This is a genomic window from Methylibium sp., from assembly GCF_013817345.1.
In the GTDB taxonomy this organism is placed as follows: Bacteria; Pseudomonadota; Gammaproteobacteria; order Burkholderiales; family Burkholderiaceae_C; genus Methylibium.
Genome location: NZ_JACDCW010000045.1, coordinates 1 through 21,368 on the forward strand (window position 1 = coordinate 1; position 21,368 = coordinate 21,368).

Consider the following 21,368-nt stretch of genomic DNA (forward strand, 5'->3'; position numbering starts at 1 on the left):
CACTGTGACGGGTTGCTGTGTGGAGTGAAGTCAAGGAGGAGGGCTGGGCGTGAGCCCAGCCCGGGGGACATGAACGCAACACAGCGACTTGGCGCAGCGCTCGCGCGCTGAGCTTGCACAGTCGGCATTCCGAACACGAACCGAAGCCCGCTACGACTCTTCGACGGCTTCAATTCGATGCGTATGAACGCAACTCGTATCAACGGTCATCGGCGCGCACCTCGGCCCTCGTCGGCAGCCGCCACATCCACAACGCCACCAGCGTGCAGCATGTGGCGGGCAGCCAGCCCCAGGGCGGCGGCAGCAGCCACCAGGCCCATGCCGAGCCGAACGCCATCATCACGATGGCAGCCTGCTTGGCGCGCAGCGGCATGGCGCGGTGCATGCGCCAGTCGCGCACCATCGGGCCGAAGCGCGGGTGCTTGAGCAGCCAGCGCTCGCAGCGCGCGCTACCCCGCGAGAAGCAGTACGCTGCAAGCAGCACAAAAGGCGTGGTCGGCAGCAGCGGCAGGAAGATGCCGATGAAGCCGGCCGCGAGCGCCAAGCCTCCCGCGCCAAGCCACAAGGCGCGATGCCAGCGCCGCGGCGCGGCGGGAACGGAAGGAGCGGTCACGGCGGCATCGTAGCCGCGCCGCTCCGCGCAGGAGAGATCTGCGCGCGGAGTGGTTCAGCCCGTGACTCCGATCCGGCGCTCGTCCCGCGGGCGCCTTGCCTATCGCAAGGACCGCAACGACCGTGCTCCCGCAGCAAGCTTCAATCGCCCGGCGTGCAGCCTTCGCAGGGCGTGGCGGTGTCGAGCTTGCGGCGCAAATCGCGCAACGCCGTGCGCAGGCCTTCCTCGATCACCGGGTGATAGAAGGGCTGCTCGAGCGCGGTGTCCACCGTCTCGCCGCGCTGCACGCTCCAGGCCAGCAGGTGGCCGATGTGCTCGGCTGCGGGGCCGATCATCTCGGCGCCGAGCAGACGGCGCGTGTCGGGCGCGGCATAGACGTGCAGCGCGCCGGCGTTGATGCCCATCACGCGGCTGCGGCCCTGGTCGACGAAGCTCACCGCACCGGTCGCGAATGCGGTGCGTGCTGCGCGCAAGGCCGCATGCGATTGCCCGGCGATGGCGATCTGCGGCTCGCAGAAGGCAATAGTCAGCGGCGTGCGGCGCAGGCCCTGCTCCAGCGCGGGCCAGCGCCCGGCATTGCCGCCGGCGATGCGGCCTTCGTCGGCGGCTTCGTGCAGCAGCGGCCGGTCGTGGTTGGCGTCGCCGGCGATGAAGACCGGCTCGCCTTCGACCTGCAGCGTGAGCGGGTCGAAGCGCGGCGTGCCGTGCGCATCGAGCGGCAGCGTTGTGTTCTCTAAACCAAGCGAGTCGGTATTGGGGCGCCGGCCGGTGGCGGCGAGCAGCAGATCGAAGCGTTCGCGGTGTTCGCCGCCGGGCGTGCGCCAGTGCAGCGACACGCCGTCGCCGTCGCGCGCCAGGTCCAGCAGTTCGGCCTTGCGGTGCAGTGGCAACGCGATGTCGAACAGCTCGGCCGCCAGTGCTGCCAGCGCCGGATCGGTGAGCGGACCCACCTCGGCGCTGCGGCCGAGCAGGCGCACGCGCACGCCCAGCCGGTGCAGCGCCTGGGCGATCTCCAGGCCGAGGACGCCGGTGCCGATGACGGCGACCGATGCAGGCAGGTCTATCCAGTCGAACACGTCGTCGTTGACGATGAGCCGCTCGCCGAGCGCGCTGCGCCAGGCCGCGGGCACGTCGGGCCGTGAGCCGGTGGCGATGACGATGCGCTCGGCCTGCACCTGAACGTCCAGGTCGGGTCCCTCGACCCGCAGCACGCCGTCGGCGACGAAGCGGGCGTGCCCGCGCAGCAGGTTCTCGTCTTCGATGCTGCGGTCCATGTCCTCGAGCACGAAGCCGACGAAGCGGTCGCGTTCGTTCTTCACGCGCTGCATGACACGCCGCCCGTCGATGCGAACGCCCTGGACGTCGATGCCGAAGGCGCCCGCATGCTGCGCGCGGTGTGCCGCATCGGCAGCGGCAATCAGCAGCTTGCTCGGCATGCAGCCGACGCGCGCGCACGTGGTGCCCAGCGGCCCGGCATCGATGACCACCACCTTGTCGCTGTGCTCGCGCGCAGCACGCCAGGCGCTCAGGCCGGCCGATCCGGCGCCGATGATCGCGACTTCGACCTTGCGTTGCTGCATGCGGTGCTCACACCAGCCCGTCGAAGGGCAGCACGTCGACCCGTTCGCCTTCGGCCACCGAGCCCTGCCCGTGGTGCAGCACGACCAGCCCGTTGGCCATGCTCATGCTGCGCAGGATGCCGGAGCCCTGGGCGCCGGTGAGCTGCACGTCCCAATCGCCGTCGGCGGCGCGGGTGACGATGCCGCGCTGGTATTCGGTGCGGCCGGGCTTCTTGCGAATGGCCGCCGTGGCGCGTGCGCGCAGCATCGGCATGGCTTGCGGCGCCGCGCCGGCCATCGCCAGCAAGGCCTCGCGCACGAAGGCGTAGAAGGTCACCATCACCGCCACCGGGTTGCCGGGCAGGCCGAACAGCACGGCGCTGTGAGCATTCGAGCTGACGCGGCCGAAAGCCATTGGCCGGCCCGGGCGCATGGCGATGCGCCAGAACGCCACTTCGCCCAGCGTGGCCATGACCTTGCGCGTGTGATCTGCTTCGCCGACGCTCACGCCGCCCGAAGTGATGACGGCATCGGCGTTCTCGCACGCGCTGCGAAAGGCCGCCTCCAGCGCGGCCGGCTCGTCGCGCACCACGCCGAAGTCGAGCACTTCAACGCCCAGCCGCGTGAGCATGGCGTGCAGCGTGTAGCGGTTGCTGTCGTACACGCAGCCGGCATCCAGCGGCTCGCCGATCGAGCGCAGTTCGTCGCCGGTGGAGAAGAAGGCGACCCGCAGGCGGCGGCGCACCGCCACTTCGGCCTGGCCCAGCGAGGCCAGCAGGCCGATGTCGGCCGGGCGCAGCACGCGGCCCGCGTTCAGCGCCGCTTCGCCGAATGCCAGGTCTTCGCCGGCGAGGCGGCGGTTGTCGCCGGCCGCCACGATGCCGGGCGGGATCGTGATGCTCTGGCTCTCCCCCGCCTGGCGGGGGGGCGGGGAGGGGGTGCGGGTTTCGTCCTGAGGCTTTGCCTCAGGAGTTCGTAGAACGAACTCCTGAGGCACGACGGTGTCCAGGCCCGCCGGCATCACCGCCCCGGTCATGATGCGCACGCATTCGCCGGCCGCAACTTGGCCTTCGAACTGCTGGCCCGCGTAAGCGGTGCCGGCCACGCGCAGCACCGTAGCCGCATCGGTTCTCAACGCTGCCGAAGCCAGCGCGTAGCCGTCCATCGCCGAGTTGTCGCTGGCCGGCACTGCGATGGGCGAGATCACGTCGCGCGCCAGCACGCGGCCCAGTGCGCTGCGCAGCGCCAGCATTTCCACGGCACCAACCGCGGGAACGAAGCGGGTGATGAAGTCTTGCGCTTGCGACACGGTCAGCGCATCGGGGTCGTAGCCGGCGATGCAGGAGGCAACGGCCTCGAGCGAAGGCATCGTGGCGTCGCGGGTCGGGTCGGACGAAGGAGTCATCGGTTGGTTGTCTCTGCCATCTACAGCGTGAGCAGCATCTGCGCCTTGTCGAAATAGCGTTCGCGCCGGCCTTCGACGATGCGCACCGCGCGCGGCAGCACGCCGTAGCGGGTGAAGCCGGCGCGCTCGTAGAGCTGCACGACCTCGGTGCTCGAAGCGGTGACGCTCAGCACGATCATCTGCAGGCCGCTGGCTGCGCGGGCTTCGGCAATGCAGCCGGCCACCAACGCGCTGCCGATGCCGCGCCGGGTGCAGCCGGGCTGCACCATCATGGCGATGAGCCAGGCGATGTGGCGCGTCTTGGCGCGCGTCTCGCGCTCCAGGCCGACCGAGCCGACCAGCTTTTCGCCGCCGTTACCGTCGGCGTCGAAGGCGCCGAGCAGGAAACTGCCGCCCAGCGGATCGCCGCGGCCCAGGCGGCCGATGTAGCTTTCTGGCGAGCGACCCTGTTCGGACTCGTGGTCGGAGGTGAAGGCCTCCGGGTGCCGGCGCAGCGCTTCGTCTCGCAGCAGTTTGTAGGCGCCCAGGTCGGCCGGCTCGAGCCGGCGGATGCGGGCTGTGCAGCGCTCAGCCACCGCGGCTTTCGAGCTGGCGAAGATCGTCCAGCGTGTTGGCGTTGAAGAAGGCGGCAGCATCGGAGAAGTCGACCACCGTGCAGCGGTGCTGCGCGGTCCAGCGGTCGATCTTGCGGCCGCCTTCTTGCGTGAAGCGCATGAGGCTTTCCATCAGCTCGGACTTCATCAGGCAGAACACCGGCTGCAGTTGCGGGCCGTCGCGGCTGGCTTCTTCGCCCTGGGGCGTGCGCGGGATCGCGAGCTCGGCGCCTTCTGCCTCGAGCGCGTGCGCCAGGCGCTCCACCAGGTCTTCGGGAAAGGCGGGTGTGTCGCAGGGCACGCTCATCAGGTAGGCCGTTTCGCAGCGCTCGAGCCCGGCCAGAAAACCCGCCAGCGGGCCGGCATAGTCGGCCACGGGATCGGGCCAGACCGGAACGCCGAAGCTCTCGTAGGCCGAGAGATTGCGGTTGGCGTTGATCATGACCTCGCCGACCTGCGGCTGCAGGCGCATCAGCGAGTGCATGGCCAGCGGCATGCCGCGGTAGGGCTGCAAACCCTTGTCGACGCCGCCCATGCGGCTGCCGCGGCCGCCGGCGAGGATGAGGCCGGTGATCTGGTTCGTTTCAATCATGTGCGCAAGGAATCGGCATGGAGCTCGTGTGGGTGCATTCGCGCTGCACGTTGCGGGGCGCCATCGGGGGCGAGCGGCGGCTAACCGCCGATGTAGCTCATTTCCACCTTGGCCGACGCCGCCGCGTCGCCGGCCGCGCTGCCGCGCAGCTCGGAGTAGCGGTCGTCGCGGTCCTGCCAGACGAGGCCGATGGCCGAGGCGACCTGGGCGTCGGTGTAGTTGGCCGGGTCGCGCAGCAGCGAGCGCAGATCGTGGCCCCGCGAAGCGAAGAGGCACAGGTAGAGCTTGCCTTCGGTGGAGAGGCGCGCGCGGTTGCAGTCGCCGCAGAAGGCGTTCGTGACGCTGGAGATCACGCCGATCTCGCCGTGGCTGCCGGCCACCTTGTCGACATAGCCCCAACGCTCGGCCGTCTCGCCGACCTGCGTGGGCTCGAGCGCGCGCAAGGGGAAGACCTGGTGGATGCGCTCGACCACCTGCGCCGAAGGCAGCACCTCGTCCATGCGCCAGCCGTTGGTGATGCCGACGTCCATGTATTCGATGAAGCGCAGCACCACCTTGCCGCCGAAGTTCTCGCGGAAGAAGCGAGCCATCGGCACGATCTCCTGGTCGTTCACGCCGCGCTTGACGACCATGTTGACCTTGATCGGCGACAGGCCCACGGCGACCGCGGCCTCGATGCCGGCCAGCACGTCGGCGACGGGGAAGTCCACGTCGTTCATGCGGCGGAACACCGCGTCGTCGAGCGCGTCGAGGCTGACCGTCACGCGCTTCAGGCCGGCCGCTTTCAGCGCCGCGGCCTTGCGCGCGAGCAGCGAGGCGTTGGTGGTCAAGGTGATGTCGAGCGGCTCACCGTCGGGCGTGCCGTCATCGGCACGGATCGCGGCGAGCTGTTCGATCAGGTGCTCCAGGCCCTTGCGCAGCAGCGGCTCGCCGCCGGTCAGGCGCAGCTTCTTCACGCCATGCAGGGTGAAGAGGCGCGCCAGCCGCGTGATCTCCTCGAAGCTCAGCAATTCGCTGTGCGGCAGGAAGCGGTGCTCCTTGTCGAACACTTCCTTGGGCATGCAGTAGCTGCAGCGGAAATTGCAGCGGTCGGTGACCGAGATGCGCAGGTCGCGCAGCGGCCGCCCGCGCCGATCGGCGAGCAGGCCGTCGGGCGCCGCGGCGTTCAGCGGCACGGCGGGCCGCGCGCTGTGTTGGCGGTGGTCGATCAGGGGAATGCTGCGCTCAGCCATGACGCAATTGTGACGTGTGAGCAAGAGAGCAGGCGCGGCAAGGGCCCTTCGGTCTGGGGTACCTCACGCGAGCCGATGAGGCCTGCAGGCGCCGTTGTGGACGCGACGAGCGTCTTGAAGAACTCAGCGCAAGGCAGCCGCCGGCGCGGCAACGCCGGGCCGGGCCGCGAGCCCGGGGGCCGGCGCAGGCGTTCCCGCGTCGGCCCGGTCCGATCGGGCAGCGCCGTCCTGTGCCTGAGACGACCAAAGGCCGCGCCGCGCACCGTCGTAGCGCTTGTGCCAATAGCTCACCCGCATGTCCTCGATGCGCACGGCCGCACCGCTGCGCGGCGCGTGGATGAAACGGCCTTGGCCCACGTAGATGCCCACGTGCGAGTAGCGGGCTCGCAGCGTGTTGAAGAACACCAGGTCGCCCGGTTCCAGCCCGTCGCGCTCCACGGTCTGCAAGCCCGGCGCGCGGGCCTGCTCGCGGGAGCGGCGAGGCAGCAGCAGGCCGGCGGCCGTTTCGAACACATGGCGGGTGAAACCGCTGCAGTCAAAGCCCTGCTCGGCGGAGTTGCCGCCACGGCGGTAGCGCACGTTCAGGAAGCTCATGGCCGCGATCACGACGTCGCTCGACGGATTCGCGCCGGCTTGCGGCGCCTGCTGCGCGGGCGACTGGCTCTCGGACGGCGGCTCGACGGCGCCAGGCGGGGCGATGACATCACCCGGTAGTCCGCTTTGCGAGGGCGCCGGTCCGGTGGCGGCACAGGCCCCCAGCATCAGCGCCACGGCCAAGGCGGCCGGCCATCGGCAAAGGCGGTACTGCGGGAAAGCCGGCATGGCGCGAAGATAGCGGCGCGCCGAACGCGGCGTCAAGCCGCAGCGCCGAGCATCACCGGCACTTGTGCGCGATGTGCCGGGCGCCGCGGCGGGCGGTGCGCGCGACCCCAGCGGCACACCGCCGATGGTGTTGAAATCTGTCGGCGCGCTGAGCGACGCACCGGCCGATCGACCGCCCGACCCAAGGAGACCGCATGTTCACCGCCCTCGTGCTCGACAAGACCGACAGCTTTCGCGCGGAACTGCGCGAAGTCGACGACGACTTCCTTCCCGAAGGCGACGTCACCGTCTCCGTCGCCTACTCCACGCTGAACTACAAGGACGGCCTGGCGATCACCAACCGCTCGCCGGTCGTGCGAAGCTGGCCGATGGTGGCCGGCATCGACGGCGCGGGCACCGTGCTGGAAAGCCGACACCCCGCCTGGAAGACCGGCGACAAGGTCGTGCTCAACGGCTTTGGCGTCGGCGAGACGCACAAGGGCTGCATGGCGGGCAGGGCGCGGCTCAACGGCGACTGGCTGGTGCGTGTGCCAGAGGTCTTCACGCCGCGCCAGGCCATGGCCATCGGCACGGCCGGCTACACCGCCATGCTCTGCGTGCTGGCGCTGGAGCGCCACGGCGTCGAGCCGGGCGCGGGCGATGTGCTGGTAACGGGCGCCACCGGTGGCGTTGGCTCGGTGGCCGTGGCGCTGCTTGCCAAGCTCGGCCATCGCGTGGTGGCGGCCACGGGCAAGGCGGCCGAGGTTGACTATCTGAGGAAGCTCGGTGCTGCCGACGTGATCGACCGTGCCGAGCTGTCGGCGCCGGGCAAGCCGTTGCAGAAGGAACGCTGGGCCGCAGCGGTCGATGCGGTGGGCAGCCACACGCTTGCCAACGTCTGCGCGCAGATGCGCTACGGCGGCGCCGTGGCGGCCTGCGGCCTTGCGCAGGGTTTCGATCTGCCGGCCACGGTGATGCCCTTCATCCTGCGCAGCGTGGCGCTGCTGGGTGTCGATAGCGTGATGGCCCCGATCGCAAGGCGTCAGGAGGCATGGGCGCGGCTGGCGCTCGACCTCGACCCGGCGCTGCTGGAGTCGATGACGACCGAGGTGGAACTGAGCGGGGTGATCGAGGCGGCGCAGCGGTTGATGGAGGGCAAGGTGCGCGGGCGGATCGTGGTGAGGACGGGCGGTTGACAAGCAGAGGAAGAGACAGAGTCAGCCGGCACGGACTGCTGTGCCGTAGCGCGTGAGCGCGCGGTCCGCGGTGAGCAAGGTGATCTTCTCGATCTGCGCCTGAGCGACCAGCAGGCGGTCGAACGGGTCGCGGTGCAGCCAGGGCAGCGCCGCCACGCCGAGCACGTGCTCCGGCGCGATGCCGAGCTCGTTGTAACCCTCGGCCAGCAACCCGTTGCGCAGCAGACGCGGATCGACCTGAAAGTCGTCGCGGCCGAGCGAACTCTTGATCGCCACCTCCCACAGACTCGCGACGCTGAAGGCAAATGCATTGCCGCGATTGCGCAAGAGTTTGGCCGTGCGAGAAGAAAGACGCTCCGGCTGAAATGCCGCCCGTAGCAGCAGTTGCGTGTCGAGCAGCAGGATGCCGCTACTTGCCACCGAACATCGCCTCGATATCTTGTGCGAACGCTTGCTTGATGTCGTCGGGCACAACGCCTTTGCCGGCGAGGAAGCCCAGCGAGCGCTCGTGCGGCTGGGGCTCGATGGCTATCACGCGCACCATCGGCTTGCCGGCCTTGGCGATGATGAACTCCTTGCCCTTGGCGGCCTGATCGACCAGCCGGGACAGGTGGGTCTTGGCCTCGTGGAGGTTGACGGTGGTGGGCACGGCAGATTCTGTGGACTAATGAAGGTGGACTAAGTGTAGCGCTTCGCCGCGCCTGCTGCTGCCTGATCTACCTTGCCGACCCTGGCTACAGCAAATCCACCATCACCGCCTGGCCCGGCGCCGCACATCCCGCATCGCAGCATCGCCCCGGTTGCCGGTTCTTCGTGATCGCCCGCGTCGCCTCACCCCCGTTCGTCTCCAGCACCCCGCGCTCCAGCAGGCGCTCGACCAGATCGACCTTGCTACCCACCGGATAGTTGCGCCAGATCTCCTGCTTCATCGCCGCCGGCGAGCCGCCGCCGTGCAGGCTGATGAGCGAGTACCAGCCGCCTTGATAGGAAGCCGTCAGGTCCTCGATGAATCGCGCCACTTCGATGCGCTTGTCGTAGGGCACGTCGGGGTTGGCGCGCAGCACCTCGGCCAGCGTCGCGGCGGTGGCCGGGTTGTGGTCTTCGTCGGGCCCGGGCAGGGCGACGATCAGCCCGCCAGAGACCTCGTGCGCCAGGCGGTGCATGTCGTAGATCTGCGTGGCGAGCAGCAGCTTGCCGATGTTGGCGAACACCGGCTCGGGCATGAAGTTGCCGTAGTGCGGATCGCGTGTGCCGTACACGCTGGCCGCCACGCCGCAGGCGAAGAAGCCCTCGGTGATCTTGATGAGCTCGACCATCGGCTCGCGCAGGTTGCTCTTCTCGCCGGGATTGAAGCCGTTGGCCTCGCACATCAGCGCGCCGGCGCCGATCAGCAGGTCGCCGAAGCCGGCGCGCGCGCCGATGCAGCTATGGCGGTGGTGGGTCGCGTAGCTGTAGGTGAGGGTGCCGGAGTGTTCCCACTCGCCGGCGTAGAACACGCGCTCCCACGGCACGAAGACCTTGTCGAAGATCACCACGCCGGTCGACTGGCCGTACTTGCGCGAGAAGAGGGCGGCGCCGTGCTCGAGCTTCTCGCCGGGCCGCCCGGCGGGCCGGGCGACGATGGTGATGCCCGGCGCATCGACGGGCACCGCGCAGCAAACCGCGAAGTCGGCGTCCTCCTTGCCCATGTTGCGGCAGGGCATGACGAGGAACTCGTGCACGTAGGGCGCGGCCGTGACGATCGCCTTGGTGCCTGAGAGCACGATGCCCTTGGCATTGCGCTCCACGACGTGCACGTAGGTGTCGGCGTTGCCCTGCTCGTGCGGGCGCTTGCTGCGGTCGCCCTTCGCATCCGTCATGGCGATGCCGATCGAGAGGTCGCAGTCCTGCACATGAGCGAGGTAATCGTGGAAGCGGGCGCGGTGCTCGGTCGTGCCCTTGGCGTCGTCGATGCACGCCGTCACCTGCGCCAGCGCATTGAGCGCGTCGTGCGCCAGATAGCGTTGCGCGCAGCTGGTTTCCTGGCACAGCAGGCGCACGGCTTCGAGCTTGTTGAGCAGGTCGCCGGCCGACTCGTTGACGTGCAGCATGCGGTTCACGGCCTTGCCGCGCGAGGACTGCACAGCCGTCATCAGCGGGGCCAGTGCGGTGTTGCGCGCGGCGTCATAGGTGTAGGCCAGGGCGTTGATGCCGGGCTGCAGGGCCGGCGCATCGGCGACCGATTCGATGAGTTGTCCGTCGACATAGACCGTGGGCCTGGAGCGGCGCAGCGACTCGCGGTAGTCGGCGCCCGACATCAACGTGACGGGCGCGGCGGTGGGAGTGGGCAGCGGTGCGTTCATGGTGGTTTCTCCTGGGCAGCGGTGCAGTTTAAACACTGTTCAATCCATTGAGCAATCGTATATTCCGACCATGCCCAAGGCCAGCGATTCGCCGACACCCGCCGTGTTGCGGCGTGCGACCGGCGCGGTCTCGGCCAGCGCGGCTGCCCGACACGATGACCCGCGCGGCGCGCGGCAGCGCGAGGATTCGCGCGGCGCCCGCCAGCGCGCCGTGGCCGATGCCCGGCGCGCGCTGGTGCTCGACGCGGCACGGGCAGCCTTCTTCGAGCTGGGCCTGGAGGGCGCCAGCATGCGCGAGATCGCGCGGCGCGCCGGCTACACGCCGGGCGCGATCTACAGCTACTTCGCCAGCAAGGAAGAGGTGTACGGCGCGCTGCTCGGCGAATCGCTGGAGCGGCTGAACGCGCAGGTCGCCACGGCCACCGCAGCCGCCGTGGCCGCTGCGGCCGGACGACCCGCCGCGCTCGCCGAGCCGGCTCGATCGATCGCAGGCTTGCGCGCCAGCGCCAGCGCCTTCTTCGAGTTCTACCGCGAGCACCCGCGCGATCTGGACCTGGGCTTCTACCTGTTCCAGGGCATGCAGCCGCGCGGCCTGACGCCGGCGCTCAACGAGCGGCTGAACGCGCGGCTGAGCGATGCGCTCGTACCCACCCAGGCGGCGCTGCAGCGGTTGGGCGTCGAGCCGGCCGCGGCGCAGGCCGAGGTGACCGCCCTGTTCGCCCACATCGTCGGCCTGCTGCTGCTCAGCCACACCGGGCGCATCCGCATATTCAAACAGGAGTCGCAGGGCTTGTTCAACGCCTACCTCGATGCACTGGTCGCGCGCGCCGGCGCTGCCCGCCTTGCCAGTGCGCCGCTTGCGCGGCGCCGGCGCACACGGAGCGGCGTGTGAACCGCCGGGCCGCTTCAGACGCGAATCCCTCCGCGTGCAGCGTGGAGCTTGCCTTGTGAGCCTCAATCGCATCGACGCCGCGCGCAGCGCACTGGTGCTGGTCGATTACCAGCAGCGGCTGTTGCCGGCCATCCACCGCAGCGAGCAGGTCATGACCGAAGCGCTGTTGCTGGCCGACGTGGCGCTGGAGCTGGGCCTGGCGGTGATCGGCACCGAGCAGAACCCGGCCGGCCTCGGCCCCAACGACGCGCGCGTGCGTCAGCGCTGCGCGAGCACCCTCGCCAAGATGTATTTCGACGCGTGCGAGGACGGCCTGCTCCAGGCGCTGCCCGCCGGCCCGGACGGCGCACCGATCGACGTGGTGATCGCCGGCTGCGAGGCGCATGTCTGCCTGATGCAGACGGCACTTGGCCTGCGCCGCGCCGGCCATGCAGTCTGGGTCTGCGCGCCCGCCTGCGGCTCGCGCGAGCCGGAAGATCACGCGCTGGCCATGCAGCGGCTGGCCGGTGCGGGCGCGGTGATCGTCTCGACCGAGATGGTCGCCTTCGAATGGCTGCACAGTTGCCGCCACGAGCGCTTCAAGGCGGTCCTGCAAAGGCTCAAGACGCCGCGCAGTTGAATCACGAACAAGCAAGGGAGACATCGATGGACTACGCCAGCTTCTACCGCCGCTCGCTGACCGACCGCGACGCCTTCTGGGCCGAGCAGGCCGCGCTCATCGACTGGCAGCAACCCTTCGAGCAGGTGTGCGACTACAGCCGCCCGCCGTTCGCGAACTGGTTTGTCGGCGGCACCACCAACCTGTGCCACAACGCGGTGGATCGCCACCTCGCTGCGCGTGCTGATCAGAACGCGCTCATCTACGTTTCTACCGAAACCGGCCCGCGCCGGGCCGCACCAAGCGGGGCCGGCGCCCCCCTTGGGGGGGCAGGAGTCGAAGGCGAGGTGGGGGGCAACACCACAGAGCGCGTGTACAGCTTCGCCGAGCTGCACGCCGAAGTGCAGCGCATGGCCGCGATCCTGCTCGAGTTGGGCGCGAAGAAGGGCGAGCGCGTGCTGATCTACATGCCCATGATCCCCGAGGCGGTGTTCGCCATGCTGGCCTGCGCGCGCATCGGCGCCATCCACTCCGTCGTGTTCGGCGGCTTCGCCAGCGTGAGCCTCGCGAGCCGCATCGACGATGCCGAGCCCGCCGTGATCGTGAGCGCCGATGCCGGCTCGCGCGCCGGCAAGGTGCTGGCCTACAAGCCGCTGCTCGACGAGGCGATCCGGGTGGCGAAGCACAAGCCGGCCAAGGTGCTGCTGATCGACCGCGGCCTGAGCCCGATGGAACGCACGCCGGGCCGCGACGAGGACTACGCACCGCTGCGCGAGAAGCACATAGACGCGAGCGTGCCCTGCGCCTGGCTCGCTTCCACGCACCCGAGCTACACGCTCTACACCAGCGGCACCACCGGCAGCCCGAAGGGCGTGCAGCGCGACACCGGCGGCTACGCGGTCGCGCTGGCCGCGAGCATGAAGCACATCTTCGAAGGCCAGCCCGGCGAAACCTATTTCTCGACCAGCGACATCGGCTGGGTGGTCGGCCACAGCTACATCGTCTACGGCCCGCTCATCGCCGGCATGGCGACAATCCTCTACGAAGGCCTGCCGATCCGGCCCGACGCGGCCATCTGGTGGAGCCTGGTCGAGAAGTACAAGGTCACCGCCATGTTCAGTGCGCCGACCGCCGTGCGCGTGCTCAAGAAGCAGGATCCCGAAGCGCTCAGGAAGCACGACCTGAGCAGCCTGCGCGCGCTCTTCCTCGCCGGTGAGCCGCTCGACGAGCCCACCGGCAAGTGGATCGCCGGCGCATTGGGCAAACCCATCATCGACAACTACTGGCAGACGGAAACCGGCTGGCCCGTGCTCACCATCGCCAACGGCGTGGAGAAGAAGGACAGCAAGTTCGGCAGCCCCGGCATTCCCATGTACGGCTTCGACGTGAAGCTGCTCGACGAGAGCACCGGCGAGGAGCTGAAGGGCGCCGGCCAAAAGGGCGTCGTTGTCTTCGAAGGCCCGCTGCCCCCCGGCTGCATGCAGACCGTCTGGCGCGACGACGAGCGCTTCGTGAACACCTACTGGAAGACGGTGCCGGGCAAGCTGGTCCCGGGCGGGCAGGGCCCCGACCGCTGGCTGTACTCCACCTTCGACTGGGGCATCCGCGACAAGGACGGCTACTTCTTCATCCTCGGCCGCACCGACGACGTCATCAACGTGGCCGGCCATCGGCTCGGCACGCGCGAGATCGAGGAGAGCATTTCCAGCCATCCCAACGTGGCCGAGGTGGCAGTGGTGGGCGTGGCCGACGCGATGAAGGGACAGGTGGCGATGGCCTTCGTGGTGGCCAAGGATGCGAGTGGGCTGCTAGATGCCGCCGCGCGCATGAAGCTGGAGGGCGATGTGATGAAAACGGTTGACGGTCAATTGGGCGCGGTGGCGCGGCCATCGAGAGTGCACTTCGTCAGCGCGCTGCCGAAGACGCGCTCGGGCAAGCTGCTGAGGCGGGCGATCCAGGCGGTGTGCGAGCAGCGGGATCCCGGTGACCTGACCACCATCGAGGATCCCGCAGCCTTGCAGCAGATTCGCGAGGCGGTTAAAGCTTGAGGGCCGTGCATTCGGTGCGGGCAAAGCCGCAGGATCAGCGGCGGGTTGCGCATCACCACGGAACCTTCGAGCAGCGACACGAACGAATGAAACCGCTTTTTCCAGGAACCGCAACGTGCCCCAATCCGAAACCCAAGCCATCGTGACAGTGAGCCTGCTGGCCGCGTTCGTCGATGGCGACAAGCACGAGCGCGAGCGCACGGAGATCAAGCGCATTGCCGATGGGCTTGCGCAAGCGGACGGCGTTCACCTGCCCACGCTCTATCAGGACGTGCTGATGAAGCGCGTTTCGCTGACCACCGTGTTGCCCGCCCTGGTCAGTACCGAATCCAGACAGCTCGCGTACGAAATGGCGGTGTGCGTGTGCGACGCCGATGGGGCGCAGTCTTCGGCGGAGCAGTCGTTCCTGACCGAGCTGAGCGGTGCGCTGCGCCTGGACGCTTCCTCCGCCGGCCGGTTCGCGCAGCAGGCCGAGGAGCTCGCGACGGTGCCCCTGGCCGGCGGTGCCGCAGCGCCGGCCGCTTCTTCCGCTGCACCGGCCGCTACCGTCGATGACAGCGAGCTGGACGGGGCGATCCTGAATGCCGCCATCGTCAACGGGGCGCTCGAGCTCCTGCCGGAAACGTTGTCGACCATGGCGATCATTCCCTTGCAGATGAAGCTGGTCTACCGCATCGGCAAGACTCATGGCTACGAGCTCGACCGGGGCCACGTGAAGGACTTTCTTGCCACCGCGGGCGTCGGCCTCACGTCGCAGTATCTGGAGCAGGCCGGGCGCAAACTGCTCGGCGGTCTGCTCGGCCGTGTGGGGGGTGGTCTGCTCGGTGGCGTGGGCAAGCAGGCGGTGAGCTCGGGCATGAGCTTCGCCGCGACTTACGCACTCGGCCACGTGGCCAAGCGCTACTACGCCGGGGGCCGCACGCTGTCCACGCAGATGCTCAAGGAGGCCTACGCCGGCCTGACGCAGGAAGCGCAAGGGCTGCAGACCCGGTATTTGCCGGCGATCCAGGAACGGGCCCGCACGCTCGATGCCGGCAAAGTGCTCGCGATGGTGCGCAGCGCCTGAAGCGCTTGCGGCCCGGCTGGCTGTTGCGGGCGTCAATGACGTCAAACATGAATTTGACGTCATATCGCCCTGAAATTAAGCTCCATTCATGACACGCAAGGCCACTACTTTCCGTCTCTATCCCCGGTGCAGGCCGGTTTGGCCGTGCTCGCCGAAGTGCAGGGGCGCCCGCAGAATCAACTCGTCAACGAAGCCGTGCGCGAGTTGGTCGCCAAGCGGAGCCGGGAGGTCATGGTCGATCTCGGTGCGACCCTGGAACGTCTGAGAGCGTTTCAGGCGAGCGATCCCACGGGCGAGGCTTCGATGGAGGCGGCCATGCGCGCCGAGGCGGCCGTCGAGCACGACCCGGCCCAGGGCGCGCGAGTGAAGGGAGGGCTTGCAGTGGGCCCGGCATCGGCCCGCATGCTCGACATCCTCGGTGGCTGAGGGACGCGAACAGTCCCGAGCTGTTGCGCAATCTGCTCGAGGTCGGACGCAAGGTCGTAGCGGCGGCCGCCGCGCGCGAGGCGCTTTCTAGCGAAGTTGTCCGCGACTGGCAAAACGACATCATGCGAGGTCTGGAGCGCACCGACGCAGAGCCGCTCGGGGTGTTCCGCGGTGAAGCCGGCCTCGAGGACTACGAGGTCGGGATCGGCCGGCACCTCGGTACTCCCGCACAGCAGGTTCGCGGCGAAGGCGAGCGGGTTGATCACGCACTGCCGCTCACTCGGCGCCCGCGAGCAGGCTGGACAACCGCGCCAGCCCCGGTTTTACCGCCGTGCGATACCGATCGAGGATCGCCGTGTTGACCGGATCGGGCTCCTGCACGGCGCGCGCGATCAGGGGAGAGAACAGGTTCAGCCGGGCGCCGGCCAGCCACGCGCGCAGCTCCGCGGACTTCGACCACATGGCGTTGTTGCGCGCCTCATCGACCTGCATGCGCAGCCAGTCGCGTGGCACGCAGGGCGGCGGCACCGGCGTGCACATCGCGTTCTTCTCGGCGTCATCAGTCATCGTGGCTTCGAGGTGGGCGACCAGTGCGGCGCTGAAGGTCGGCGAGCACCGGCGCACGTACTGCGGCACGATCCGCTCGCCCTGGAACATGGGCTGCGGCAATCTGCTCGGAATGCCGTCGGCGCTGCAGTGCACGTGCAGATGACGTTCTGAGGTGGCAACCGTGCCCTGCTCGAGCACGATGCGGCCCGGCTCGATCACCTTCACGTGCCCGAGGCGCACAACGCGGGTGATGCGCCGCAACTGCGCCAGCTCCGCGTCGCTGACGATCGCGCAGCGGTACATCGTGGGAGCGATGGCGGTATCGATGCGCTGCAGCAGCGCCCCGGCCTCCAGGCGCGCGAAGAGGTCGTCGATCGACGATGCGTCGCGCGCCGCCTCCATCTCCGCCGCGAAACCGCCGATCGTGCGCGCGAAGAACTCGAAGCCCGGCTGCACGTTCGCGCGGTTGAGCAGCCAGGCGTCGCGCGGCCGGATCCAGGTGATCGCCTCTGCGTCCACGCCTTGCTCCAGCAGCCACAGCGCCGTGTCCATGGCCGTCTTGCCGGCGCCGATGATGACAACGCCGTCGCAGGGCTCGCTCATCGCGGGCAGCTCGCCGGGCGTGACGCATCGGACGCCGGCGCCGAGCGCGAAGCGCGGCGGGTCGGTCGCCGGCAGGCGCGTGTCGGCGAAGGTGCAGTCGACGGTCTTCTTCAGTGCGCGAACGCGCTTGCGCGCGCCACCGAGGCGGCAGCGCACTACGCCGTCGGCGCCGAGTTCGCTCGACGGCAGGTAGGCGACGCGGCCGCTCGCCAGCAGGCGTTCGTGCATCACCCGGTCGAAGTAGGCGCAGATCTCGGGGCCGCTTGCCAGTTCGTGGAAGCCTTCGTTCCAGCCGCTGCGATCGATGCGGCCGGAGTCGAGCGCCAGCGAGTTCACGCCGTAGCCGGCAGACGGGGCGTGCAGCCTGATGAAAGGGTAGGCGTCGTTCCAGTGGCCACCGGGCCGGGCACGGCGATCGATCACGATCATGCTGGCCTCGCTGCTGCTCAGCAGCGTGTCGGCGAAGGCCATGCCCACCGCGCCGGCGCCCACGATGACGTAATCCGCTTCGAGAACGGGCTCGGACATCTCGGTCCTCCAGGGGAAGCCGGCGGCCGCGGATCTCAAGGTCATGTGGCGGTGCCATTTTCCTTGATCCCCCGCGCAGGGCGGGCGTTGCAACGCGGCGGCCTGCGAGCTTTCAGTATGGCAGCGCGAGCCAGGGCGCCGCCGCCAGTTCGCCGATCCGCTGTCCCATCGCGCAGCCGGTCTCGGGGGAGAAGCGGTAGTGGATCCCCTCGTACACCGTGCGCCACTGCCGCACTGCACCCTTGGCGCCTGCTGCACCTGCCGGCCGGCGGCGTCGGCGCGTGGATCGCGACGGTGCTGCACCAGGCGGCGGCCGAATCGCACGAGCGCCGCGCCGGCAGCGCGGCGGTGCTCGAGCGCGTCGCCGAGATGGTGTTCGTGGATGCGGCGCGGCGCTACCTCGAATCGCTGCCCGCGGACGCCTCTGGCTGGCTGGCGGCGCTGCGCGACCGCCATGTCGGCCGCGCCATCGCGCTGATGCACGAGCGCGACGCGACCGTGGCAACGGTGGCGCAGGAGGTCGGCTACGGGTCCGAGGCCGCCTTCGCGCGCGCCTTCAAGCGCCTAGTCGGGCAACCGCCGGCGGCATGGCGGCGCGCGCAGCGCGTGGCAGGTTGAAGAAGTCAGCGACCTCGCTTTTGCGCGCGCAGGCAGCGGCGAGCTTGACATTCACAACTTCAATGGATATCTTCAAGATATCCAAATTAGAGAGATTCTTCTTCATGGCCACCCGCAGCTCCGCCCATCAGATCGCGTTCCGCTACCGCCCGGCAGACAGCACGACAGGGGTGAGCCGCGAAACGGCGAAGCGCCTCGCGCAACGCCTGGGAGTCGATGAGACCCAGGTGATTCATCTCGCGCTGCACGACATGGCGGTCAAGTTGCTGCCCCAATACGAAGCCGACGAGGGCGCGCTGACGGCCGCTCAGATGCGACAGATCAAGAAGCGCGCTCCGCAGGGAAAGAAGCGCTCGGTGCGTTCCAGCCTGTTCGAGGTGGAGTCCGCATGATTTCGCGGTGGTGGGCCGAGCCCACCGCAGGCGAAATTGTCTGGTGCCACTTTCCCGACGACATCAACCCTCGTCCCAAGCCTCGGCCGGCACTGCTCCTGGCCGTCTTCGACGACGAGGCGCCCCAGTTCACCGTGCGCGTTGCCGACGGCACCAGTCAGCGAACCACAACGCTCCATCGAGGCGAGTTCTCGATCTTGCGTGATCGCAATCCTGCGGCCTATGAGGCGGCCGGCCTCAGCTTCGATACCGAGTTCGATCTGAAGCAGGCCCTCGATCTTCCGTACACGACGGAGTGGTTCTCGGTGCCGCCCGCCGCGCCGCACGGTCAGACACCGAAGCTCGGAACGCTGCACCCTTCGCTGGTACGTGCCGTCCAGGCGGCCTTTCGGGCGGCGACCGGATGAGCCGACGCTGCGCTCACTTCATCGCCAATCGGTCAAGCCTTGAGCCGATATCCGGTGCGGAAAATCGCCCATACCGCCACCAGGCACAGCAGCAGAAACACCAGCGTCATGCCCAGGCTCACCGCCACGCCCACGTCGGCGACGCCGTAGAAGCTCCAGCGAAAGGCGCTGATCAAATAGACGACCGGATTGAACAGCGTGATCTTCTGCCACAGCGGCGGCAGCATGTCGATCGAGTAGAAGCTGCCGCCCAAAAAGGTAAGCGGCGTGACGATCATGGTCGGCACGATCTGCAGTTTCTCGAAGCCGTCGGCCCACACGCCGATGATGAAACCGAACAGGCTGAAGGTGATGGAGGTGATGAGGAGGAAGGCCACCATCCACACCGGGTGCATGATGGAAAAGTCCACGAACAGCCGCGCCGTCAGCAGGATGATCAAGCCCAGGATCACCGACTTGGTAGCCGCCGCGCCCACGTAGCCGATCACGATCTCCAGCGGCGAGATCGGTGCCGAGAGCACCTCGTAGATCGTGCCCGACCACTTGGGCATGTAGATGCCGAACGAGGCGTTGGAGATGCTCTCGGTCAGCACCGCCAGCATGATCAGCCCCGGCACGATGAAGGCGCCGTAGCTCACGCCGTCGATCGACATCATGCGCGAGCCGATGGCCGAGCCGAAGACGACGAAGTAGAGCGACGTGGCGATCACCGGCGCGGCAATGCTCTGCAGCATGGTGCGCCAGGTGCGCGCCAGCTCGAACTGGTAGATGGCCTTGATGGCGTGCAGGTTCATGCGCGAAGCTCCTGCGCCGCAGGTCTGCGGCTTTCGGCATTGCGATCGGCCGCGCCGTGAACCAGGCTCACGAATATCTCTTCCAGCGAACTCTCCTCCGTGCGCAGGTCCTTGAAGTCGATGCCGTGCTCGCCCAGACGCTTGAGCAGCCCGGCGATGCCCGTGTTGTCGCTCTGCACGTCGAAGGTGTAGACGAGCTCCATTCCGTCGGCCGATAGTTCCAGCGACTGATCGGCCAGCGCGGGGGGCACGGCGGCCAGCGGGTTCTGCAGGTGCAGGGTCAGCTGCTTCTTGCCGAGCTTGCGCATCAGCACCGCCTTGTCCTCGACCAGCACGATCTCGCCCTTGCTGATCACGCCGATGCGGTCGGCCATCTCTTCGGCCTCCTCGATGTAGTGGGTCGTCAGGATGATGGTCACGCCGCGCTCGCGCAGGCCACGCACCATCGCCCACATGTCGCGCCGCAGCTCCACGTCCACGCCGGCCGAGGGCTCGTCGAGGAACAGGATGGTCGGCTCGTGGCTCAGCGCCTTGGCGATCATCACGCGGCGCTTCATGCCGCCCGAGAGCGTGCGGATCTGAGCGCCTCTCTTGTCCCAGAGCGACAGGTCCTTGAGCACCTTTTCCAGATAAGCCGCGTCGGGCGGCTTGCCGAACAGGCCGCGGCTGAACTTCACGGTGCCCCACACGCTCTCGAACGCGTCGGTCGAAAGTTCCTGCGGCACCAGGCCGATGCTGGCGCGCGCGGCGCGGTAGTCGCGAACGATGTCGTGGCCGTCGGCGAGCACGCTGCCCTCGCTCGCATTGACGATGCCGCAGACGATGCTGATCAGCGTGGTCTTGCCGGCGCCGTTGGGGCCGAGCAGGGCGAAGATTTCGCCGCGGCGGATGTCGAGATCGACGTTCTTGAGTGCCTGAAAGCCCGAGGCGTAGGTCTTGCCGAGGCCGCGGACGGAGATGATCGCTTGCACGGAATGCCTGCTCCTGATGATGGCCGGCCTGGCGGAGCCGCCGAGCGGCGAGGGTAGCGCCTCGCCGCTGCCCGGCGGGCACGCGGGCCTTGTGCGAGCGTTGCTCGCAATGGAACGCTGTCAGCCCCAGCGGCATGCCGATCGCCGACGCTGCGCATGAAACCGATGCCGCGCCATGATGCCTGCGACAGATCGCTGGCGCTGCTCGCCGACCCTGCGACTTTGTCGCCCGCGAATGCCGGCGCCGCAGCAGCGATCTGTTCGAAGCGCGACTCCTGACAAATCAACCTATCGCCGCGGTCGAACCGGAATGAAGGCAGATAAGTACAATGCATGCATTGAATGCGTAACGAGGCGATGAAGATGGCCATGCTGACAGTCCGCAACATTCCTGACCAAGTGCACCGAGCCCTGCGCATGCGGGCAGCCCAGCACGGCCACAGCATGGAAGCCGAGGTGCGCGAGATTCTCGAGTCCACCGTCAGCCCGGCAGGTAGGGTGAAGCTGGGCTCGCTGCTGGCCGACTTGGGCCGGCAGGCCCGGCTCACCGATCAAGAGTTCGCCGTATTCGAGCAGGTGCGCGACAGGTCCCCCGCCCGCCCGGTGAACTTCGAATGATCCTGCTGGACACCAACGTCGTGTCGGAGCCGCTGCGCCCGGCGCCCGACACCCGGGTGATCGAGTGGATCGACGCACAACCGCTGGAAACGCTGTTCTTGTCGGCCATCACTGTCGCCGAACTGCGTGCCGGTGTGGCGCTGCTGCCCGCCGGCAAGCGCCGCACGGGCCTGCAGCAGGGCCTGGAAAAGCGCGTGCTGCCGCTGTTCGCGGGCCGCGTGCTGCCCTTCGATCTGGCCTGCACGCAAGCCTATGCCGCACTGCTGGCCCGGGCTCGGACCGCGGGGCTCGCCATCGCCTCCGCCGATGGCTACATCGCCGCCATCGCCGCCGCCAACGGGTTCGCGGTGGCCACCCGCGACACCGGCTCTTTCGAGGCCGCCGGTGCGGTCGTGATCGACCCGTGGCTGGCTTGAAGGCCCGGGCCTCGAAGCGTCGCGCATCGACTCGAGCTCGCCAAGCGCCTTGCGGCGCTGGCCCACGAACTGGCTTCGATGATCGCCGCCTACCGCACGGTGTTCGCCT

24 protein-coding genes are annotated in these 21,368 nt (G+C 68.6%); 11 read left to right on the forward strand and 13 right to left on the reverse strand.

Annotated elements, in window-relative coordinates; genetic code table 11:
* Nucleotides 1–199: 199 nt before the first annotated feature.
* The 7 genes from H0W40_RS10280 to H0W40_RS10310 all read right to left on the reverse strand — a co-directional run bounded on the left by H0W40_RS10280 (nucleotide 200) and on the right by H0W40_RS10310 (nucleotide 6,816).
* Nucleotides 200–613, reverse strand: a complete 414-nt coding sequence (locus H0W40_RS10280; protein WP_292445856.1) for a YbaN family protein — start codon at nucleotides 611–613, stop codon at nucleotides 200–202.
* Nucleotides 614–753: 140 nt separating this feature from the next.
* Nucleotides 754–2,193 (reverse strand): dihydrolipoyl dehydrogenase, encoded by a 1,440-nt coding sequence (locus H0W40_RS10285; RefSeq protein WP_292445857.1) that lies wholly within the window; start codon nucleotides 2,191–2,193, stop codon nucleotides 754–756.
* A 7-nt stretch (nucleotides 2,194–2,200) separates the two neighbouring features.
* Nucleotides 2,201–3,541: a gephyrin-like molybdotransferase Glp gene (gene glp, locus H0W40_RS10290; protein ID WP_292445923.1), complete on the reverse strand. Its 1,341-nt coding sequence runs from the start codon at nucleotides 3,539–3,541 to the stop codon at nucleotides 2,201–2,203.
* 56 nt (nucleotides 3,542–3,597) lie between these two features.
* On the reverse strand, nucleotides 3,598–4,152 hold the full coding sequence (locus H0W40_RS10295; RefSeq protein WP_292445859.1) for a GNAT family N-acetyltransferase: 555 nt from the start codon (nucleotides 4,150–4,152) through the stop codon (nucleotides 3,598–3,600).
* Nucleotides 4,145–4,762, reverse strand: a complete 618-nt coding sequence (mobA, locus tag H0W40_RS10300; protein ID WP_292445861.1) for a molybdenum cofactor guanylyltransferase MobA — start codon at nucleotides 4,760–4,762, stop codon at nucleotides 4,145–4,147. The genes H0W40_RS10295 and mobA overlap by 8 nt, the downstream gene beginning before the upstream one ends.
* 80 nt (nucleotides 4,763–4,842) lie before the next feature.
* A complete protein-coding gene (gene moaA / locus H0W40_RS10305) occupies nucleotides 4,843–5,994 on the reverse strand; it encodes a GTP 3',8-cyclase MoaA (protein WP_292445863.1) in 1,152 nt (383 codons plus the stop codon).
* 123 nt (nucleotides 5,995–6,117) lie between these two features.
* Nucleotides 6,118–6,816, reverse strand: a complete 699-nt coding sequence (locus H0W40_RS10310) for a C40 family peptidase (RefSeq protein WP_292445864.1) — start codon at nucleotides 6,814–6,816, stop codon at nucleotides 6,118–6,120.
* A 194-nt stretch (nucleotides 6,817–7,010) separates the two neighbouring features.
* On the opposite strand from H0W40_RS10310, the gene H0W40_RS10315 reads away from it, so the two are divergent.
* Complete coding sequence (locus H0W40_RS10315) at nucleotides 7,011–7,991, forward strand: MDR family oxidoreductase (protein ID WP_292445867.1); 981 nt, start codon at nucleotides 7,011–7,013, stop codon at nucleotides 7,989–7,991.
* Nucleotides 7,992–8,012: 21 nt separating this feature from the next.
* Here H0W40_RS10315 and H0W40_RS10320 read toward each other — a convergent pair whose 3' ends face one another.
* From H0W40_RS10320 to H0W40_RS10330, 3 genes are all read right to left on the reverse strand, one after another.
* Nucleotides 8,013–8,411, reverse strand: coding sequence for a type II toxin-antitoxin system VapC family toxin (locus H0W40_RS10320; RefSeq protein WP_292445869.1), 399 nt, complete (start codon nucleotides 8,409–8,411; stop codon nucleotides 8,013–8,015).
* Complete coding sequence (locus H0W40_RS10325; protein ID WP_292445871.1) at nucleotides 8,401–8,640, reverse strand: type II toxin-antitoxin system Phd/YefM family antitoxin; 240 nt, start codon at nucleotides 8,638–8,640, stop codon at nucleotides 8,401–8,403. Before H0W40_RS10325 ends, H0W40_RS10320 begins: the two co-directional genes overlap by 11 nt.
* Before the next feature lie 85 nt (nucleotides 8,641–8,725).
* Nucleotides 8,726–10,333 (reverse strand): 4-hydroxyphenylacetate 3-hydroxylase N-terminal domain-containing protein, encoded by a 1,608-nt coding sequence (locus H0W40_RS10330; RefSeq protein WP_292445873.1) that lies wholly within the window; start codon nucleotides 10,331–10,333, stop codon nucleotides 8,726–8,728.
* Between the two features lie 70 nt (nucleotides 10,334–10,403).
* On the opposite strand from H0W40_RS10330, the gene H0W40_RS10335 reads away from it, so the two are divergent.
* From H0W40_RS10335 to H0W40_RS10355, 5 genes are all read left to right on the forward strand, one after another.
* Complete coding sequence (locus H0W40_RS10335; RefSeq protein ID WP_292445875.1) at nucleotides 10,404–11,225, forward strand: TetR/AcrR family transcriptional regulator; 822 nt, start codon at nucleotides 10,404–10,406, stop codon at nucleotides 11,223–11,225.
* Nucleotides 11,226–11,280: 55 nt separating this feature from the next.
* Entirely contained in the window at nucleotides 11,281–11,844 is a 564-nt protein-coding gene (locus H0W40_RS10340; RefSeq protein WP_292445876.1) for an isochorismatase family protein, read from the forward strand.
* Nucleotides 11,845–11,870: 26 nt separating this feature from the next.
* Entirely contained in the window at nucleotides 11,871–13,871 is a 2,001-nt protein-coding gene (locus tag H0W40_RS10345) for a propionate--CoA ligase (protein WP_292445878.1), read from the forward strand.
* A gap of 115 nt (nucleotides 13,872–13,986) precedes the next feature.
* On the forward strand, nucleotides 13,987–14,937 hold the full coding sequence (locus H0W40_RS10350) for a TerB family tellurite resistance protein (RefSeq protein ID WP_292445880.1): 951 nt from the start codon (nucleotides 13,987–13,989) through the stop codon (nucleotides 14,935–14,937).
* A 126-nt stretch (nucleotides 14,938–15,063) separates the two neighbouring features.
* Nucleotides 15,064–15,363, forward strand: a complete 300-nt coding sequence (locus H0W40_RS10355) for a hypothetical protein (protein ID WP_292445882.1) — start codon at nucleotides 15,064–15,066, stop codon at nucleotides 15,361–15,363.
* A 276-nt stretch (nucleotides 15,364–15,639) separates the two neighbouring features.
* Here the strand turns inward: H0W40_RS10355 and H0W40_RS10360 are convergent, their stop codons facing one another.
* On the reverse strand, nucleotides 15,640–17,043 hold the full coding sequence (locus H0W40_RS10360) for an NAD(P)-binding protein (protein WP_292445884.1): 1,404 nt from the start codon (nucleotides 17,041–17,043) through the stop codon (nucleotides 15,640–15,642).
* Between the two features lie 117 nt (nucleotides 17,044–17,160).
* Between H0W40_RS10360 and H0W40_RS10365 the strand changes: the two genes are divergently transcribed.
* From H0W40_RS10365 to H0W40_RS10375, 3 genes are all read left to right on the forward strand, one after another.
* A complete protein-coding gene (locus tag H0W40_RS10365) occupies nucleotides 17,161–17,661 on the forward strand; it encodes an AraC family transcriptional regulator (protein WP_292445886.1) in 501 nt (166 codons plus the stop codon).
* 62 nt (nucleotides 17,662–17,723) lie between these two features.
* Nucleotides 17,724–18,053, forward strand: a complete 330-nt coding sequence (locus tag H0W40_RS10370; RefSeq protein WP_292445888.1) for a hypothetical protein — start codon at nucleotides 17,724–17,726, stop codon at nucleotides 18,051–18,053.
* Nucleotides 18,050–18,460, forward strand: coding sequence for a hypothetical protein (locus tag H0W40_RS10375; protein ID WP_292445890.1), 411 nt, complete (start codon nucleotides 18,050–18,052; stop codon nucleotides 18,458–18,460). Before H0W40_RS10370 ends, H0W40_RS10375 begins: the two co-directional genes overlap by 4 nt.
* Nucleotides 18,461–18,492: 32 nt before the next feature.
* Here H0W40_RS10375 and H0W40_RS10380 read toward each other — a convergent pair whose 3' ends face one another.
* Together H0W40_RS10380 and H0W40_RS10385 are read right to left on the reverse strand one after the other, a co-directional pair.
* Nucleotides 18,493–19,254 (reverse strand): ABC transporter permease, encoded by a 762-nt coding sequence (locus H0W40_RS10380; protein WP_292445892.1) that lies wholly within the window; start codon nucleotides 19,252–19,254, stop codon nucleotides 18,493–18,495.
* Nucleotides 19,251–20,225 carry an ABC transporter ATP-binding protein gene (locus tag H0W40_RS10385; protein WP_292445894.1) on the reverse strand — a complete coding sequence of 325 codons (975 nt, stop codon included), beginning with the start codon at nucleotides 20,223–20,225 and terminating at the stop codon, nucleotides 19,251–19,253. Before H0W40_RS10385 ends, H0W40_RS10380 begins: the two co-directional genes overlap by 4 nt.
* A gap of 363 nt (nucleotides 20,226–20,588) precedes the next feature.
* Between H0W40_RS10385 and H0W40_RS10390 the strand changes: the two genes are divergently transcribed.
* The gene (locus H0W40_RS10390; RefSeq protein WP_292445896.1) at nucleotides 20,589–20,843 is read left to right on the forward strand and encodes a plasmid stabilization protein; all 255 of its coding nucleotides are present in this window, start codon (nucleotides 20,589–20,591) and stop codon (nucleotides 20,841–20,843) included.
* Entirely contained in the window at nucleotides 20,840–21,259 is a 420-nt protein-coding gene (locus H0W40_RS10395) for a type II toxin-antitoxin system VapC family toxin (RefSeq protein WP_292445898.1), read from the forward strand. The genes H0W40_RS10390 and H0W40_RS10395 overlap by 4 nt, the downstream gene beginning before the upstream one ends.
* Nucleotides 21,260–21,368: the final 109 nt, after the last annotated feature.

What these genes read in the sequence shown, in the direction of transcription:
- H0W40_RS10390 (WP_292445896.1), top strand. Translation starts at nt 20,589, where the DNA reads ATGGCCATGCTGACAGTCCGCAACATTCCTGACCAAGTGCACCGAGCC.
- H0W40_RS10310 (WP_292445864.1), bottom strand. Translation starts at nt 6,816, where the DNA reads ATGCCGGCTTTCCCGCAGTACCGCCTTTGCCGATGGCCGGCCGCCTTG.
- H0W40_RS10330 (WP_292445873.1), bottom strand. Translation starts at nt 10,333, where the DNA reads ATGAACGCACCGCTGCCCACTCCCACCGCCGCGCCCGTCACGTTGATG.
- H0W40_RS10360 (WP_292445884.1), bottom strand. Translation starts at nt 17,043, where the DNA reads ATGTCCGAGCCCGTTCTCGAAGCGGATTACGTCATCGTGGGCGCCGGC.
- glp (WP_292445923.1), bottom strand. Translation starts at nt 3,541, where the DNA reads ATGCCTTCGCTCGAGGCCGTTGCCTCCTGCATCGCCGGCTACGACCCC.
- H0W40_RS10315 (WP_292445867.1), top strand. Translation starts at nt 7,011, where the DNA reads ATGTTCACCGCCCTCGTGCTCGACAAGACCGACAGCTTTCGCGCGGAA.
- H0W40_RS10335 (WP_292445875.1), top strand. Translation starts at nt 10,404, where the DNA reads ATGCCCAAGGCCAGCGATTCGCCGACACCCGCCGTGTTGCGGCGTGCG.
- H0W40_RS10345 (WP_292445878.1), top strand. Translation starts at nt 11,871, where the DNA reads ATGGACTACGCCAGCTTCTACCGCCGCTCGCTGACCGACCGCGACGCC.
- H0W40_RS10395 (WP_292445898.1), top strand. Translation starts at nt 20,840, where the DNA reads ATGATCCTGCTGGACACCAACGTCGTGTCGGAGCCGCTGCGCCCGGCG.
- H0W40_RS10380 (WP_292445892.1), bottom strand. Translation starts at nt 19,254, where the DNA reads ATGAACCTGCACGCCATCAAGGCCATCTACCAGTTCGAGCTGGCGCGC.
- moaA (WP_292445863.1), bottom strand. Translation starts at nt 5,994, where the DNA reads ATGGCTGAGCGCAGCATTCCCCTGATCGACCACCGCCAACACAGCGCG.
- H0W40_RS10370 (WP_292445888.1), top strand. Translation starts at nt 17,724, where the DNA reads ATGGATATCTTCAAGATATCCAAATTAGAGAGATTCTTCTTCATGGCC.
- H0W40_RS10365 (WP_292445886.1), top strand. Translation starts at nt 17,161, where the DNA reads ATGGCAGCGCGAGCCAGGGCGCCGCCGCCAGTTCGCCGATCCGCTGTC.
- H0W40_RS10375 (WP_292445890.1), top strand. Translation starts at nt 18,050, where the DNA reads ATGATTTCGCGGTGGTGGGCCGAGCCCACCGCAGGCGAAATTGTCTGG.
- mobA (WP_292445861.1), bottom strand. Translation starts at nt 4,762, where the DNA reads ATGATTGAAACGAACCAGATCACCGGCCTCATCCTCGCCGGCGGCCGC.
- H0W40_RS10285 (WP_292445857.1), bottom strand. Translation starts at nt 2,193, where the DNA reads ATGCAGCAACGCAAGGTCGAAGTCGCGATCATCGGCGCCGGATCGGCC.